A 16,518-nucleotide genomic window follows, 5' to 3' on the forward strand; every position below is an offset into this window, starting at 1 on the left:
AATTATAATTTTTTTAGCATGAATCCAAATCAATTTTCTTTTATACGCACATCAAAAACGTATTTACCCCAATACGATGTACTATTAGAAAAAGTTTATGCTTATAGTATTTGGCCGGAGTTTATTGTACAGGATCAGGTCAACCTGACCTATTGGGAAGAGCTGTATGTAGAGTTTCCCTTGTATCAGTTTTTCATGATGGACGGACAAGAAGTGGTGGGAAATGGCAATTGCGTTCCATTGAGCCTAACACCAGAAGAATTAGCCCAATTGCCTGATGAAGGTTGGGATTGGGCCTTAGAACGCGCTTTTCTCGATAAAAAAGCGGGTAAAAAGCCCAATACGTTATGTGCCTTGCAAATTGGAGTGAATCCTGCCTATCAAGGACAGGGGGTAAGTCCTTTGTTGGTGCGTTTTATGAAGGCATTAGCCAAGGAACAGCAGATGGGCGATTTTATACTGCCGATTCGCCCGACGGTAAAGCACCGTTATCCCCTTCAAACTATGGAGGAATATATCACCTGGAAAAATGAGAAGGGACAGGCTTTTGATCCTTGGATTCGCACCCATGAAAAAAATGGAGCGAAGATCATTAAGGTGTGTTCCAAAGCCATGTATGTTGAAGGCAGTGTAGGGGAATGGGAGCAATGGACCAATCGATCCTTTCAAACTTCGGGACGCTATGTCATTGACTTTGCTTTAAATCCTATCGAAATAGACCTTGACAATAATAAAGGCGTATACGTAGAGCCCAATGTTTGGATGCAGTATACCCTCAGTGAATAAGAGAAAAGACTTCCCTACAAGGGGGAGTCTTTTTTTTTGCCCTATAAGAGGAGGTTGTTGCTGAATAGCTGTAGTAAACGATAAGCTATCCCTTATATCTTGGCAGTTTAATGGGGATTTTGTCCTCATTTTTGTCCGTATTCCTGTATTTTTTTGTACTTTTGTTCACATGAAACGAATTCTTCCTTTCTTTTTTGTTTCTTTTTTATTGGCTTGTTCCCAAGAGGCCAAACAATTGCCGTATTTAGGTCATCCTACAGCAGAAACGTTAGCCTCGGGAGAAACGATAGAAAGACCCTATGAGATTCCCGATTTTGCTTTGCTCAATCAGGATAGTCTTGTGGTTAACAACAAAACCTTAGCGGGGAAGATTTACATTGCGGATTTCATCTTCTTACAATGTCCGACGATTTGTCCCAAGATGAATGTCGAGATGAAAAGAGTATACGATGCCTTTCACGAGAATGAAAATGTCGTATTTGTTTCCCATACGATTGATCCCAAGCATGATTCCATTCCCGTACTAAAAGCGTATAGCGAATCTTTGGGTGTGGATGCGGCAAAATGGCATTTCTTATATGGAGATGAAAGCGACATACACCAGTTGGCCCAAGGCTACTTTATGCAAGCCTATCAAGAGTCTGCTGCACCAGGTGGTTATGCACATAGTGGTGGTTTTCTGTTGATTGATGCAGACCAACACATTCGCGGGGTATATGATGGAACAAGTACAGCAGACGTCAATCGCCTGATGGAAGAAATTCCCCTTTTGTTAAATGAAAAGATAAAATAAATGAAAAAGCGTATTTTACTACTCTTACTGCTTTCTTTTATCTACCAAAACACCTCGAGTTTTTGGATTCTCGCTTCGTTTTACCTCAATCAAAAATTCATTGTTGAAAATATATGTATCAACCGCTTTGATTTGATTCCCATGTGTTATGGAAGTTGTTACCTTCAAAGTGAGTTGTCGGAAGATTCGGATAAAAAGATGGAACTTCCCCTTTTAAAAACCAAGGAAATACAACCGTTATTTGCGCAAGCGCTGATTTACAATCCCTATGAGGCTCACCTTATTCCTGTGGATGTAGAGCAGTATTCGACAGAAGTCGAGACTTTTATTCCTCCTCATTTTATTTGCGCCGTGTTTCAACCTCCTGAATGGGTATAATACCTAAACAGCTGTCATTGTTGTTAGTCGAGTCTTTTGCGCTGTGATTTTACGCTTGTAAAATAGCCGTATCGGACTGTCTAACGCTAGACTAATTCAAGGAAGTTGAACCATTTAATTCTAAAACTATGCAAGCGAATAAAGTACCCGTTTGCACGATTGGTTTATTCAATGCTTTAAACGATCTCTGGATGGGATCTATGGAAGGATTGCTCAAAAAGTACCCAACACTAGCCTTGCCGCATAGCAATGCGTTCTACCTGATTCTGTGTATCGAAAAAGGGGAGGGCACACTTGTGATTGATCAAGATCGCATGCGTATTCGCCCAGGTCAAGTACTGCTGATTAAACCAAATTGCATCAATACCATTGCGCTAAATGAAGAAGCGAGCGGAACCGTTATTGCGTTTACTGCTGATTTCTTCTCCTTGCGTTACAATACCAATGTATTACACCAATTTTCGTATTTTACAGAAGTGAATCACGCAGTATTCTCGCTGTCTGAAGAAAAGGGAAAGAAGTTGTCCTTTTTGTTGTGGCAGATGATGGAGGAATTTCAGAGTAAGAAGAAAGCCTCCCAGAAAATTTTGCGCTCGTATTTGAATATTCTGCTGATTGAATTTGATCGGCTCTATGTGCCACAACACACCGTTAAAGTACACAATGCGGTCAACGACAAAATACAGCGCTATCAAACCTTGATTGAACAACATTTTAAAACCCATAAGATGCCCTCTGATTATGCTGAAATGTTGAACATCAGCACGAATTATTTGAACAAGATTTGCCGAACCATCTTGGGGCATACCTCGGGCAATCTAATTAAGCGTCACATTATTCTCGAAGCGAAGCGCTTGTTGAGCTATACCACCAATTCCATTGGTGAAATAGCGGATGAGTTGGGGTTTGAACACGCCTCCTATTTCGTTACCATGTTCAAAAAAGCCACCACCCAAACTCCGGAGCAGTTTAGAAAAAGTCAATGGACAGCCTAAACAGTTTTGGCGTAGATAAGTTAAAAAAGACGAGCTAAAAAAGATAAGATAGCAGAAGTTTGTTAAGAAAGCTTATGGGATTTAGGGCAAATTAGCGCGAAAAATACTTTCGTTTTGTTAAATGTATCACGGAATTATTTCGAAATGAGTACCTTTAATTTTTATAAAGTAAAAAGATATGATGCTAAAGCGATTGCTTTTGTTTTTTTGTTTGTTCATGGGGTCGCTTGCTGTGCAAGCACAAAATCCTTTGGGACAGATGATAGAAGGTTTTAAAGAAGATTACAATACGAGTAATTACGACAATTTCTACCATCGTTTTTCAGAGTCACTCCAAAGTAAAGTGCCCTTTAATGCAGTAGAAGCCTTTTTTGATGAAATGAAGCAAAACTTAGGATCAATTGTCAAGATTGAATACTATGGTGTGAACGACGATCAGACCCCTTTGTTTAAAACACAGTTTGAAAAGGATACTGCCATTGTCAATTTTGCTTTTGATGAGGAAGCCAATATTGTAGGATTTCGCATCTTGGACTACGTCAATCAGGAAGATTTACGCGAAGAGTTAATCGGCAAATCACGAGAAGATATTATTCGAGAAAATGCGGCATTTTTACCGGTGGAAGGACAAATAGCTGTGGCGATTATCAAGAACGACCAAGTTTTCTACTATGGCATTAAAAAGCGAGGGAAAAACCTAATGGAGGTAGAGAATAAAAAAAGCGTATTTGCTTTAGGGACATTCACCTCTATTTTTACGAACACTCTTTTAGCCCAAGCTGCGGTAGACAAAAAGCTGAAATTATGGGAGGATATTAATGCCTATTACCCAAAGCCTTTTAAAGATACCTTGTCTTTCTCTTTTACTTCTTTGGCTAATGGAAGTGCATTATTGCCTTTCTTTCCAAAAATCACCCTTGTTCCCGAGGATATGGGGACACAAAAGAAAAGCAAGAAAGATCAAGCAATGGCCATTGGTAATGCGTCTATTGCCAACTATTTAGCAGAAGAACTTGTTTTGGATACCCTCAATACACGTGGGCGTTTTTCTATTTTTGGCATTAGCGTGTTAGGCGATGCTTTAGCTCGGGTGTATGAGAAGCCCTATGCTTCTTTATTTCAAACGCAGATCGTAGACAAGTACAACTTAACCTCGACCTATTTAATCAAACCCAAGCGATTGAGTGTAATCGAATCCATTGGTAAGGTTGATTTGGGCTTGGACAAGAAAGCCAACTACTTTGATATATTTTTGCCCTCAACCCAAGGGTACTCCACAGTAGAAGATTTGGCCCACTATGTACAGCTGTACTTTACACCCAACCACCCCGAATTGGCCCTGATGCAAAAACCAACAGGTATGATCACCCAAGACGATTGGATTAGCTTGGGATGGCGTTTAAACTTTTTTGGCGCCAATGCATCCCTTTATTTTCACAGGGGAATGGATGTGGCTTATTCCAATTTTGTCAGCTTTAGCCCAGAGCGAAAAGAAGGGATAATTGTGCTGACCAATAGTTCAGAAGACGAGGTCGTACAACTGATAGAGAATTTGAGCTTTCAATTGTGGTCCAAACTCGTGTTGGAAGACAAAGAAGTAGCGATAGAATAGAACAAAAGCTGATTTTAAAAAAATCAGCTTTTTTTATGCACTAAAGTAGGGACACTATTCGAGTTTTTTGCGTGCGTATGGCATAACCCGATGGCGTGAATTTGCCATCCGCACCATCGGACAACGCGCTTTGTTTTTACATGAATTTAGACAAAAAAGAAGTCTTTGGTTTCTTGCAGTAAAACGGAAAAGGCTTGGGTTTTGTTCGGGTTTTGTTTGGGTTTTGTTCGGTAAATGGGGGGTAATCCCTCGTAAATACGCATGTTTACCGAAGAAACCCCAAACAAAACTAAAACTAAATAAAATAAACAGCTGAATAACAGTTGTTTGTCTTTTTTATAGGGAGACAAATAAAGCCATTTGAGCTTTCTTTTGCTATATATGGAAAGGGGGTATTGCAGGTTTATTTCGACTGATGTAGGTTTGTAGTGTATCCGATCGCGCGGCAATCCGTGCGTTAGATGTAAATTATATTCATCAAAATCCGATAAAAGAAAAAATTGTTTCAAATGCAGAAGATTATTATTTCAGTTCGGCTCGTAATTATGCAGGTTTAGCGTATGAGATCGAAGTTGAGGTGTTGTTTATGGGAAAGATGAAGGCACGGATTGCAAATCCGCGCCATCGGAACGGATTGCCGCTCCATCGGAATAAGTGTAGACAGCACCATGCTTTTTTTCAAACAAAATAAGAAAGACTAAAAAAAAATCAAGCGGATATTTTTTAAAAAATATCCGCTTGATTGTATGTAATACTTATGCTTTAGGCGAAGAGGGTTTGTTAGCCTTTCTAGGTCTTCGGCGACCATATGATTTATTTACTATTTTACCTCTTCTTGTTTTTAAATCTCCTTTTCCCATAATAAAAAATTAAAGTTTAACATTCGATTTCCCAAGATACGAATATTAACGCTAAGAATAAATTTTTTGCAGATAAAATTGTAAGAATCAGCTCTTTTAGCGGTTGAGAAAAGAAGAGGTCACAGGGGGATTTCGCTCTAGTTGAGGTAAAAGCATCAGCTGTAAAAACGCAATTCTTTCTCCTGTGTAAATGTTGTGTAAATTAGTTTGTAGAGTTGCTATTTAAGCCTTATTTTAGTGCCCTTTAAAACCAATTATGAAACATATAGATTATAACCGAAAAGACCTATCAGATCAAACGTTACTTGATTTGTATAAAAGGCTATTGAAACCAAGAATGATTGAAGAGAAGATGCTTATTTTAATCCGTCAAGGAAAAGTGTCGAAATGGTTTTCTGGAATTGGGCAAGAAGCAATATCGGTGGGTATTGTAGCTGCTTTAGATCGCGATGAATATGTGTTGCCTATGCACCGTAATTTAAGTGTTTTCACGTCTAGAGATATTCCGTTGTACCGTTTGTTCTCTCAGTGGCAAGGTAAGGGAAATGGTTTTACAAAAGGTAGAGATCGCTCTTTCCACTTCGGGACACAAGAGTTTAATATTGTAGGGATGATTTCGCATTTAGGTCCACAATTAGGTGTGGCAGACGGAATCGCTTTAGCACATAAATTACGCGAGCAAAAGAAAATCACGGCTGTATTTACTGGAGAAGGAGCTACTTCAGAAGGAGATTTCCACGAAGCATTAAACGTAGCTTCTGTATGGGAACTTCCTGTGTTATTCGTGATCGAGAATAACGGCTATGGTTTATCTACACCAACGAATGAGCAATACCGTTGTAAGAATTTAGCGGATCGCGGCATTGGATATGGAATGGAAAGCCATATTATCGACGGAAATGACATCTTGGAGGTGTATACGAAAATCGATGCATTAGCGAAATCGATGCGTGAAAACCCACGTCCAATTCTTGTTGAGTTCTTGACTTTTAGAAGACGAGGACACGAAGAGGCGAGTGGTACAAAATACGTTCCACAAGAATTAATGGATGAGTGGGAGAAAAAAGATCCAGTTGAAAATTACCGCGCTTACCTGAAAGAAATCGGTGTGCTTACAGATGCAATAGACGAAGAAATCAGAGCGGCATTCAAAAAGGAAATTGACACGGATTGGAAGCGCACACAAGAAGAGGAAGTAATTGAAGCTAGCTACGAAACAGAGCTAAACGATATGTATGCTCCTTTTACCTACGAACACGTAGAACAAGGAACAGAAACAAAAAATATACGCTTAATTGACGCCATATCAGAAGGGTTGAAGCAATCCTTTGAAAAACACCCAGAGCTAATCATTATGGGACAAGATATTGCAGAATACGGAGGTGCTTTTAAAGTAACGGATGGTTTCGTTGAACAATTTGGTAAAGGGCGCATCCGCAATACACCAATTTGTGAGAGTTCAATCGTTTCTGCTGCCATGGGATATTCGATCAATGGTGGAAAAGCAATTATGGAAATGCAGTTTGCTGATTTCGTATCAACAGGATTTAACCCGATTGTCAACTATTTGGCTAAAGTACACTACCGTTGGAATGAAAAAGCGGATGTAGTGGTGCGTATGCCATGTGGTGGGGGTACACAAGCAGGACCGTTCCACTCGCAAACCAATGAAGCTTGGTTTACAAAAACACCAGGATTAAAAGTAGTTTATCCAGCGTTCCCAGTGGATGCTAAAGGATTGATGAATACCGCTATTAACGATCCAAACCCAGTTATTTTCTTTGAACACAAACAGTTGTACCGCAGTATTTACCAAGAGGTGCCAAGCAACTACTACACCATTCCTTTTGGTCAAGCAGCTTTGATCAAAGAAGGAGCAGATGTAACGGTTATCTCTTTTGGTGCAGGAGTACATTGGGCAATGGAAACGTTAGAAAAACACCCGGAGATTCAAGCGGATTTAATTGACTTGCGTACGTTGCAACCTTTAGATGAAGAAACTATCTTCAAATCGGTGAAGAAAACAAATAAAGTTATAATTTTGCAAGAAGACACCATGTTTGGAGGTATTGCAAGTGATATATCAGCGATGATTATGGAAAACTGCTTCGAATACTTAGATGCTCCCGTAAAACGAGTAGCGAGTATTGAAACAGCTATCCCATTTGTGAAAGCTTTAGAGGATCAATATTTACCAAAAGGTAGATTTGAGGCCGCGCTTTTAGATCTATTAGCGTACTAAATAGAAAGAACTACACAACAGAAATATATGAGTAACACAATCACACAGACTAATTTTAAATTTCCAAACCAAAAAAGCGTGTATCACGGAAAAGTGAGAGAAGTTTACACCATTGCCGATCAGGTTTTAGTTATGGTTGCAACGGATCGCTTATCTGCTTTTGACGTGATTATGCCTAAGGGGATTCCGTATAAAGGACAAATACTGAATCAAATTGCTACGCGTTTCATGCAGATGACGGAAGATATTGTTCCCAACTGGTTAATTGCGAGTCCTGATCCCAATGTTGCCGTAGGGCACATTTGTGAGCCATTCAAAGTGGAGATGGTGATTCGCGGGTATTTAGCTGGACATGCTGCTAGAGAATACAAAGCGGGAAAACGAGTATTGTGTGGTGTTACCTTGCCTGAAGGGTTGAATGAAAACGACGCCTTGCCACAACCGATTATTACGCCTTCTACAAAAGAAGCGCTCGGGTTGCACGATGAGGATATCTCGAGAGAGGATATCTTAGCTCGAGGCATTGTGTCAGAAGCGGATTACCTTGTTCTAGAGCAATACACAAGAGCTTTGTATCAAAGAGGAAGTGAGATTGCTGCACAACGAGGCTTGATCTTGGTGGATACCAAATACGAGTTTGGAAAAACCAAAGAGGGGAAGATCGTCTTAATTGACGAAATTCACACGCCAGATTCTTCGCGTTACTTTTATGCCGAAGGGTATGCAGCACGTCAAGCAAAAGGGGAAGCCCAAAAGCAACTGTCAAAAGAATTTGTGCGTCAATGGCTAATTGGCAACGGCTTTCAAGGCAAAGAGGGACAACAAGTACCCGAAATGTCAGACGAGTATATTCAAACGATTTCAGCGCGTTATATTGAGTTGTACGAACATATCTTAGGCGAACCTTTCGTAAAAGCGGATGTCCAAGATATAAACCAGCGAATAGAAACAAATGTATTGGCTTTTTTAGCTACTATTTAAAAAGTGAATTCACATGATGTTATTAGATAATTTAAAGTGGCGTTATGCTACAAAGCGCTATAATAGCGCTGTAAAGCTAGAAGATGAAAAGGTAATGCAAATTGTCGAGGCAGCTCGTTTAGCACCTACATCTTCAGGATTACAACCTTTTGAGATGATTTTAATCAAAAATCAAGAGGTAAAAGAACAATTGTTTCCCCTTGTCATGAACCAAATGCAAATCAAAGAATGCTCGCATGTTTTGGTATTTGCAGCTTGGGATGAATACACAGATCAACGTTTGGATGCGGTATTCGACAATATGGAAGCGGTTAGAGCCTTGCCAAAAGGCGAGATGAATGATTTTAAAAATAGCATTAAAGCTAATTTTGCCAATCAAACGTCAGAGCAACAATTTCAACATGCAGCCAGACAAGCGTATATTGCTTTTGGAATGGCTATTGCTGCTGCAGCAGAATTGAAAATTGACGCTTCTCCTATGGAGGGTTTTTACAATGATCAATTGGATGCCTTTTTAGGACTAGACAAAAAAGGATTAAAAAGTGTGACCATTTTGGCACTAGGAGAAAGAGATCACGAAAATGATTGGCTTATGCCGATGAAAAAAGTGAGATTCCCGTTAGCCTCAATGTTAACTGTTATAGAATAAATTAAAAAAAGCCTTTGTTTGAATAAACAAAGGCTTTTTTACTTTTGTTGTATTGAGGATTTATTAATCAAAAGCTTTTTTTTAAGATATGATTTTTAAATTCGTACTTTTTTTTCTCTTTTTGTATGGAAAAAACAAAATAATAGTGTGCTAATTCACAATATTCCTGCAGTTTAAATTAGCTTTTTTGTTTGGATTATTTTATATTCGTATCCTGTAAAATATTAGGTTACGCGATGAGTCAAAATAAAAAAAATACAGCACTTTCTTTTGAAGATTTTAAGAAAGAAGTTATTCAAGATTACACAATTGCAAAGATCAGTAGAGAATGTAGTTTACTAGGTCGTCGTGAAGTGTTAACAGGAAAAGCTAAATTTGGGATATTTGGAGATGGAAAGGAAGTACCACAATTAGCGATGGCTAAGGCTTTTCAAAATGGAGACTTTAGATCAGGGTATTACCGCGATCAAACGTTCATGATGGCAATTGGTCAGTTAAATATCCAGCAATTTTTCGCTGGTTTATTCGGTGATGCAAATATTGAAAATGATCCGATGTCTGGTGGACGTCAGATGGGTGGGCATTTTGCTACCCATAGTTTGGACGAAAATGGAAACTGGAAGAAATTAACTGAACAAAAAAATTCAAGTGGAGATATCTCTCCAACGGCAGGGCAAATGCCTCGTTTACTTGGGCTTGCGCAAGCGTCAAAATACTATAGAGCGATCCCTGAAGCAGATAAAGACCAACAATTTTCGATCAGTGGAAATGAGGTAGCTTGGGGAACAATTGGAAATGCTTCTACTTCAGAAGGATTGTTTTTTGAAACAATTAATGCGGCAGGTGTACTACAAGTGCCAATGGTTATGAGTGTTTGGGATGATCAATATGGAATCTCGGTACACGCCAAATACCAAACAACAAAAGAAAATATCTCTGAAATATTAAAAGGGTTTCAACGCGATGAGCACGGAAATGGCTATGAAATTTTACGCGTAAAAGGATGGGATTATCCTGCTTTAGTTGAAGCGTATGCAAAAGCAGCTCAAATCGCTAGAGAAGAGCATGTACCTGTTTTAATTCACGTACAAGAATTGACACAGCCCCAAGGGCACTCAACGTCGGGATCTCACGAACGCTATAAGAGTAAAGAGCGCTTAGCTTGGGAAGCAGAACAAGATTGTATCTTGCAAATGAGAAATTGGATGATTGAAGCCAATATCGCTACTGCAGAAGAGCTAGATGCGTTAGATAAAGACTTGAAAAAACAAGTCCTTGACGGTAAAAAAGAGGCTTGGAAAAAATACCTTGATCCCATTATTGCAGAAAGAGACGAGTTGGTTGCTGTTTTACAACAGGTGGCTGCTCAAAGTCCGAATAAAGTATTTGTTGAAAAACATATCGCTGATTTACAAGGGTTAAAAGAACCTATTCGCCGTGATGTACTGGTGGCTGCTCGCAAAGTATTGCGTTTGCTTATTCAAGAAAGCAGCAAAGCGTTAGTGGTGCAATTCATTGAGAAATACTACGAAAACGTACAACCGAAATATAGCTCACACTTATATTCAACTTCCAAAGATAAAGCCCAATATGTTGAGGCAGTAGCGCCAACCTATGATGCTGATGCAGAAGAAGTGGATGCACGTGTGATCCTACGCGATAACTTCGATTATATCTTAGCGAACCACAAAAATGTAACAGTTTTTGGAGAAGATTCAGGTAATATCGGAGACGTAAACCAAGGATTAGAAGGATTACAAGAGAAACACGGTGAAGCGCGTGTGACAGATACAGGGATTCGCGAGGCAACGATCTTAGGTCAAGGAATCGGTATGGCGATGCGTGGATTACGTCCGATTGCTGAAATTCAATATTTAGATTATTTATTGTACGCTATTCAAATCATGAGTGATGATTTAGCTACGTTGCAGTATCGTACGGTAGGGCGCCAAAAAGCACCTTTAATCGTTCGTACCCGTGGCCACCGTTTGGAGGGGATCTGGCATTCAGGTTCGCCCATGGGGATGATCATCAACGCGATTCGAGGCATGCATGTGTTAGTACCACGTGATATGACAAAAGCAGCTGGGTTCTACAATACGCTATTAGAAAGTGATGAGCCAGCCTTGTTAATTGAGTGTTTGAACGGCTATCGCTTGAAAGAGAAGAGGCCAAACAATATTGGTGCGTTCAAAACGCCAATTGGAGTAGTAGAAACAATCAAAGAAGGAAGTGACTTAACGATTGTGTCTTATGGATCAACGTTGCGCATTATCGAACAAGCGGCAAAAGAATTGATGGAAATTGGCATTGACGTTGAAATTATCGATGCGCAATCCCTATTGCCATTCGATTTAAACCACGATGTGGTGAAGAGTTTGGCTAAGACCAATCGCTTGTTGGTGGTGGATGAAGATGTACCAGGAGGAGCGTCTGCATACCTGTTGCAACAAATTATTGAGGTACAAAAAGGATACCGTCATTTAGATAGCGATCCACAAACCTTAACATCCAAAGAGCATAGACCAGCCTACAGTACAGATGGGGATTACTTTAGTAAACCATCAACAGAAGATGTATACGAAAAAGTTTATGATATTATGCATGAAGTAAATCCTGTAAAATTTCCTAAACTGTATTAATAATAGTGTAAAAACCTCTCATTATGAGGGGTTTTTATTTATTTGATAATTTTATCTGATAAATTGTGTGTGTTGAAACTATTTTTTTAATTTGTATATTATTAGATTATAGTTGTTTTTGAAAAAAGAGGAGTAGAAAATAATCCATAAATGGAGAAATTCTCTCTAATTTATTATGAAAGCATACAAAATATGAGTAATTTTGCATTTGTTTTTTTAAACATAGTTATATTATGGTAAATGATTTATTTGACAGAATACAGAAGAATAAAGGACCATTAGGAAAATGGGCGTCACAAGCTGAAGGATATTATGTTTTTCCTAAACTTGAGGGACCTTTATCAAATCGTATGATGTTTCATGGAAAAGAAGTAATCAATTGGAGTATCAATGATTACTTAGGGTTGTCAAATCATCCAGAAGTAAGAAAAGTAGATGCTGAAGCAGCTGAAGCATATGGTGCGGCTTACCCAATGGGAGCTCGTATGATGTCTGGGCATACTTCAGTGCATGAACAGCTTCAAGATGAGTTAGCTGCTTTTGTACAAAAAGAAGCTGCTTATTTATTAAACTTCGGTTACCAAGGGATGGTGTCTATTATTGATGCATTAGTAACAAAGAATGACGTCATTGTTTACGATGTTGATTCACATGCATGTATTATTGATGGAGTTCGCTTGCATATGGGAAAACGCTTTACCTACAAGCACAATGATATCGAAAGTTTCGAAAAGAACTTAGAACGTGCAACTAAAATGGCTGAAACAACAGGTGGAGGTATTTTAGTGATCACAGAAGGAGTCTTCGGAATGCGTGGACAACAAGGAAAGTTAAAAGAAATCGTTGCTTTAAAAGAAAAATATAACTTTAGATTGCTAGTTGACGATGCACATGGTTTTGGAACGTTAGGTGCAACTGGAGCTGGAGCTGGAGAAGAGCAAGGATGTCAAGATGGAATTGACGTGTATTTCTCTACTTTTGCTAAGTCAATGGCTAGTATCGGAGCATTCGTTGCTGCAGATAAAGATATTATTGATTATTTAAAATACAATTTACGCTCTCAAATGTTTGCTAAATCATTGCCAATGATTTTCACACTAGGAGCATTAAAGCGTTTAGAATTATTGCGTACACAGCCTTCTTTAAAAGCAAAATTATGGGAGAATGTAGATGCACTTCAAAACGGATTAAAAGAGAGAGGATTTAACATTGGAGATACCAATACTTGTGTTACACCTGTTTACCTAGAAGGAAGTATTCCAGAAGCGATGGTGATGGTGAACGATTTACGTGAGAACTACAATATTTTCTTGTCGATCGTAGTATATCCTGTTATCCCTAAGGGAATTATCTTATTGAGAATGATTCCTACAGCTACACATACGATGGAAGATATCCAAGAAACTTTAGCGGCTTATGAAGCAATTCGCGAAAAGTTAGAAAATGGAACGTACAAGCGTATTGCTGCTGAAACTACAGTAGATGTATCCAATGCATAAAGAAATAAAAACTCGAAACTTTTAGTTTCGAGTTTTTTTTATTTTAAAACGGAAATTGTTTGAGCGTTTTTGAATCCCCTTACTCCATCTTTCTAAGCAGTAATTCTATCTCCTTAATCTTTCCAATCCAATAATCAATTCCCTCTTGGTTCGTGATTACTTCTTTTTTTCGATTGGATTTAACGACGGATAGCTTCTGCCAATTGCGCTGTTCATCTTTGTGAATGTCTTGTTTTGTTTCGGGTTCGATACGAGAGCGCCAAAATGTAAGCTCTTTTTCGTACTGTTGAATGATTTCTTGAAAATAGAGGAGTAGGGCTGTTTTGTCTTTCGGAATATACCCTGGACCGGTACAACCGCAAGAATGCCACGTAATCCCCACTTCATATAAATCTTTAATGTGCTGCCAAGCTTTGTTGTTTCCTTTCTTGGGCGCTTCAAAATCTTTTCCCATATTGGCCATTAGACTACCACATTGGGGGCATTTGGCATCCGACTCCACATTAGCGCCGCCCTTAATATCATGCCATAAACGCCTTTTAAACGTTTTTTGACAATCAAAACAAACATAATGGGGTTTGTAAGTGGTCATTCCATATCTACACATAGCTTCTTTTTTTAGTCTGAGTCAAAGATACAAAAACAATCAAATCTCTTTTTTCTATATAAAATAGAGTGATTTTTTTTATATTCCTGTTATTTTTAAATTATTTTAATATATTTTAAACAATATATCATGTATTTAGATAAAAGATATGGTTGAAATGTGATTTAAAAATAATTATCCTTATATTTGTTAACAGTTTTGATTAAAATTTAATTAAAATTAAAAAAGACGGAATGCATATACGTTTTATTTGCATTAGGGCGTTATAGCTAAAAAGAAAGGGATGAAAAGGAAAAATTACAGCTGGATTTTAGGCTTGAGTTTCTTACTTGTACAATGTACAGGAGAGAAGAAGGAAGTCGTCAAAACAGATACAGTAGAACAAACGGAGCATATCAAATTATACAAGGTGACGAATGTACCCTTTGTTGTCAATAAGAATTACGTATTAAAAAGTAGCGAACAAAATCACGGCGTTCAACATGTGAAGATTACAAGTAAAGCACATTTTGATCGTGTATTTGATCAGAAAGACAAACAGCAAGTAGGAGAAGAAGTTGACTTTTCAAAGTCGTTTGTGTTGGCTTTGGTGGGACTTCCAAGTAAACTAGAAACCTCTTTTTCAATCAATAGTTTGAAAGAAAAGGATGATTTTATTGAATTAACCTATTGCGTAGAAGAAGAAGAACAAGAATTAGCACAGGCTGTATATCCCTATGCGGTTGTTGTTGTCGACAAAAAGTTTAATAAGGATATTCGATTTTTGATTGAATAACAGAATTAGATGCTCCAAGCTCAATTTGGACACAAAGAATAAAATAAGAAAAGGACAAGGTTACAAACCTTGTCCTTTTTTTGTCGTTAGAAGTGAATTTTGTTGCTTACTCTATCTTTTTCTTGGTCCAAGTCAACGCCCAAAAAGCAAATGGAATCGTAGCAACCATGACCAAAGCTGTTGAAAACAAAGCGTCTTTTGAAAATAAAGACACAATAGCGCTAGCAATAAAACACATGCCTAGCTGAATGGTATTTTGTAGTGCTGCTGCTTTTCCAGAGTTTTCTGGAAATAGCTTCAACGCTTCCGCTACAACAATAGGGTAACAGGCTCCATTGGCTAAGGCCATAAAGCAAAACGGAATTAGCAAACTCGTTAGGGTAGGTGTGGTAAAAATGGCTAAAGCAGCAGTCGCTAGAATGGCTACCGCAAATAAAACCACAAAGTAAGCCGTCAGTTTGGTACCGTCTATTTTGGAAGATAGTGTTCGATAGCCAAAACCACCGATGAGAAAGGCAATGGTCTGTGGTACGAAGCTAAATCCAATTTCTGCTTCACTGTATCCCATTTCTTTTAAAAAGAAGGGTGATCCCGTTAACCAAGCAAAGAAAGCGGCCGAACAAAAGGCGTAAATCATCACATTGCCTACATAGACTTTTGATTGTAATATCGTCCAATACGAAAGAGATTGTGTGGGCGTTGTTGCTGCTGTTTGCGCGTTCTTTTCCGTTTTTTTATCTCCAAGCGTAAAGGTGTATAGGATTAACAATACCGCAATGATCGCTAAAGTGATGAAGATCGAACGCCATCCGAAATGATTTAGTAAATACACGCCTAATAGAGGGGCTAGAGCAGGAGATAGCGCCACTAAAGGCATAATCGTAGCAAATACGCGGTTGGTTTCCTCTTTGGGATAGCGCTCAATCACTAAGGCTTGCCAGCTAACTGCTGCAGCACAAACACCGATGGCTTGAATTAAACGCAAGATCAAAAATACCGTTACGCTTTCCGTAAAGTAAATAACCAAAGAAGATAGGGTGAATAGCATCAGACCAATGATAATTGTTTTGGGTTTGCCTATTTTATCCGAAATAGGTCCCCACATCAATTGAGCAATAGCATAACCCGCTAAAAATAAACTTAAGGTAGAACTAATACTGCTTTTAGTTGTCTGTAGATCAACGCGCATTGTTTCAAAGGCTGGTAAGTACATGTCTGTAGCTAAGAAACCAATAATACTCAACCCAGCTAAATATACTAAAAAGAAAAAATTGTTTTTATTTTGCTTTGGCATATAATTAAAAAATTAAGAATCTGCAAAAGTAGGCTTTTTTAAGGAAATGAGAGAAGGGAAAGTGGAGAAGGGAAAGTGGAGAAGGGAAAGTGGAGAAGGGAAAGTGGAGAAGGGAAGAGCAAATCGAAGCGTAGCGTAGATTCATCGAACACCAAAACAAATATAAACTAGGTGAGATAAAGAGCAAAGAACAAATCGAAGCGTAGCGTAGATTCATCGAACACAAAAACCAATATAAAATCAGTGAGATATATTCATCGAATACCAAAACAAATATAAACTAGGTGAGATAAAGAACACAGTTTTTCTTTGTAATGAAAATCTCACTCTGTACGTCCCTGACATAGGTTGACCATAAAAATTCAATTTTCCTATGAAAGTCAACGTTCAACAAATTAAAAAAAA

The 16,518-nt window shown here is 38.5% G+C and carries 15 protein-coding genes; 11 read left to right on the plus strand and 4 right to left on the minus strand.

Annotation, left to right across the window (positions count from 1 at the left end; all coding sequences use genetic code 11):
- Positions 1–18 precede the first annotated feature (18 nt).
- The 5 genes from ACPDHL_RS11190 (at position 19) to ACPDHL_RS11210 (ending at position 4,564) form a co-directional block, all read left to right on the plus strand.
- Positions 19–786: an N-acetyltransferase gene (locus ACPDHL_RS11190; RefSeq protein ID WP_430532842.1), complete on the plus strand. Its 768-nt coding sequence runs from the start codon at positions 19–21 to the stop codon at positions 784–786.
- Positions 787–955: 169 nt separating this feature from the next.
- Positions 956–1,579, plus strand: coding sequence for an SCO family protein (locus tag ACPDHL_RS11195; protein WP_430532843.1), 624 nt, complete (start codon positions 956–958; stop codon positions 1,577–1,579).
- Positions 1,580–1,957, plus strand: coding sequence for a hypothetical protein (locus ACPDHL_RS11200; protein ID WP_430532844.1), 378 nt, complete (start codon positions 1,580–1,582; stop codon positions 1,955–1,957).
- Positions 1,958–2,085: 128 nt separating this feature from the next.
- Positions 2,086–2,952: an AraC family transcriptional regulator gene (locus ACPDHL_RS11205; protein ID WP_430532845.1), complete on the plus strand. Its 867-nt coding sequence runs from the start codon at positions 2,086–2,088 to the stop codon at positions 2,950–2,952.
- Between the two features lie 178 nt (positions 2,953–3,130).
- A complete protein-coding gene (locus tag ACPDHL_RS11210) occupies positions 3,131–4,564 on the plus strand; it encodes a serine hydrolase (protein WP_430532846.1) in 1,434 nt (477 codons plus the stop codon).
- A 146-nt stretch (positions 4,565–4,710) separates the two neighbouring features.
- Here the strand turns inward: ACPDHL_RS11210 and ACPDHL_RS11215 are convergent, their stop codons facing one another.
- Together ACPDHL_RS11215 and ACPDHL_RS11220 are read right to left on the minus strand one after the other, a co-directional pair.
- Positions 4,711–5,073: a hypothetical protein gene (locus ACPDHL_RS11215; protein WP_430532847.1), complete on the minus strand. Its 363-nt coding sequence runs from the start codon at positions 5,071–5,073 to the stop codon at positions 4,711–4,713.
- A 246-nt stretch (positions 5,074–5,319) separates the two neighbouring features.
- Positions 5,320–5,424 carry a 30S ribosomal protein THX gene (locus ACPDHL_RS11220; protein ID WP_182628767.1) on the minus strand — a complete coding sequence of 35 codons (105 nt, stop codon included), beginning with the start codon at positions 5,422–5,424 and terminating at the stop codon, positions 5,320–5,322.
- A 256-nt stretch (positions 5,425–5,680) separates the two neighbouring features.
- Here ACPDHL_RS11220 and ACPDHL_RS11225 point away from each other — a divergent pair, with 256 nt between their 5' ends.
- The 5 genes from ACPDHL_RS11225 (at position 5,681) to ACPDHL_RS11245 (ending at position 13,437) form a co-directional block, all read left to right on the plus strand.
- Positions 5,681–7,666 carry an alpha-ketoacid dehydrogenase subunit alpha/beta gene (locus ACPDHL_RS11225; RefSeq protein ID WP_430532848.1) on the plus strand — a complete coding sequence of 662 codons (1,986 nt, stop codon included), beginning with the start codon at positions 5,681–5,683 and terminating at the stop codon, positions 7,664–7,666.
- 27 nt (positions 7,667–7,693) lie between these two features.
- The gene (locus ACPDHL_RS11230) at positions 7,694–8,647 is read left to right on the plus strand and encodes a phosphoribosylaminoimidazolesuccinocarboxamide synthase (RefSeq protein WP_430532849.1); all 954 of its coding nucleotides are present in this window, start codon (positions 7,694–7,696) and stop codon (positions 8,645–8,647) included.
- A gap of 13 nt (positions 8,648–8,660) precedes the next feature.
- Positions 8,661–9,296 (plus strand): nitroreductase family protein, encoded by a 636-nt coding sequence (locus ACPDHL_RS11235; protein ID WP_430532850.1) that lies wholly within the window; start codon positions 8,661–8,663, stop codon positions 9,294–9,296.
- A gap of 236 nt (positions 9,297–9,532) precedes the next feature.
- Entirely contained in the window at positions 9,533–11,938 is a 2,406-nt protein-coding gene (locus ACPDHL_RS11240) for an alpha-ketoacid dehydrogenase subunit alpha/beta (RefSeq protein WP_430532851.1), read from the plus strand.
- A gap of 233 nt (positions 11,939–12,171) precedes the next feature.
- A complete protein-coding gene (locus ACPDHL_RS11245) occupies positions 12,172–13,437 on the plus strand; it encodes an aminotransferase class I/II-fold pyridoxal phosphate-dependent enzyme (protein ID WP_430532852.1) in 1,266 nt (421 codons plus the stop codon).
- Between the two features lie 79 nt (positions 13,438–13,516).
- On the opposite strand, the gene ACPDHL_RS11250 is transcribed toward ACPDHL_RS11245, so the two are convergent.
- Positions 13,517–14,044: a hypothetical protein gene (locus ACPDHL_RS11250; RefSeq protein WP_430532853.1), complete on the minus strand. Its 528-nt coding sequence runs from the start codon at positions 14,042–14,044 to the stop codon at positions 13,517–13,519.
- Positions 14,045–14,327: 283 nt separating this feature from the next.
- On the opposite strand from ACPDHL_RS11250, the gene ACPDHL_RS11255 reads away from it, so the two are divergent.
- Positions 14,328–14,819 carry a hypothetical protein gene (locus tag ACPDHL_RS11255; protein WP_430532854.1) on the plus strand — a complete coding sequence of 164 codons (492 nt, stop codon included), beginning with the start codon at positions 14,328–14,330 and terminating at the stop codon, positions 14,817–14,819.
- 106 nt (positions 14,820–14,925) lie between these two features.
- On the opposite strand, the gene punC is transcribed toward ACPDHL_RS11255, so the two are convergent.
- Positions 14,926–16,113: a purine nucleoside transporter PunC gene (gene punC, locus ACPDHL_RS11260; protein WP_430532855.1), complete on the minus strand. Its 1,188-nt coding sequence runs from the start codon at positions 16,111–16,113 to the stop codon at positions 14,926–14,928.
- Between the last annotated feature and the right edge of the window lie 405 nt (positions 16,114–16,518).

The organism is Myroides sp. C15-4, from assembly GCF_050522745.1.
In the GTDB taxonomy this organism is placed as follows: domain Bacteria; phylum Bacteroidota; class Bacteroidia; order Flavobacteriales; family Flavobacteriaceae; genus Flavobacterium.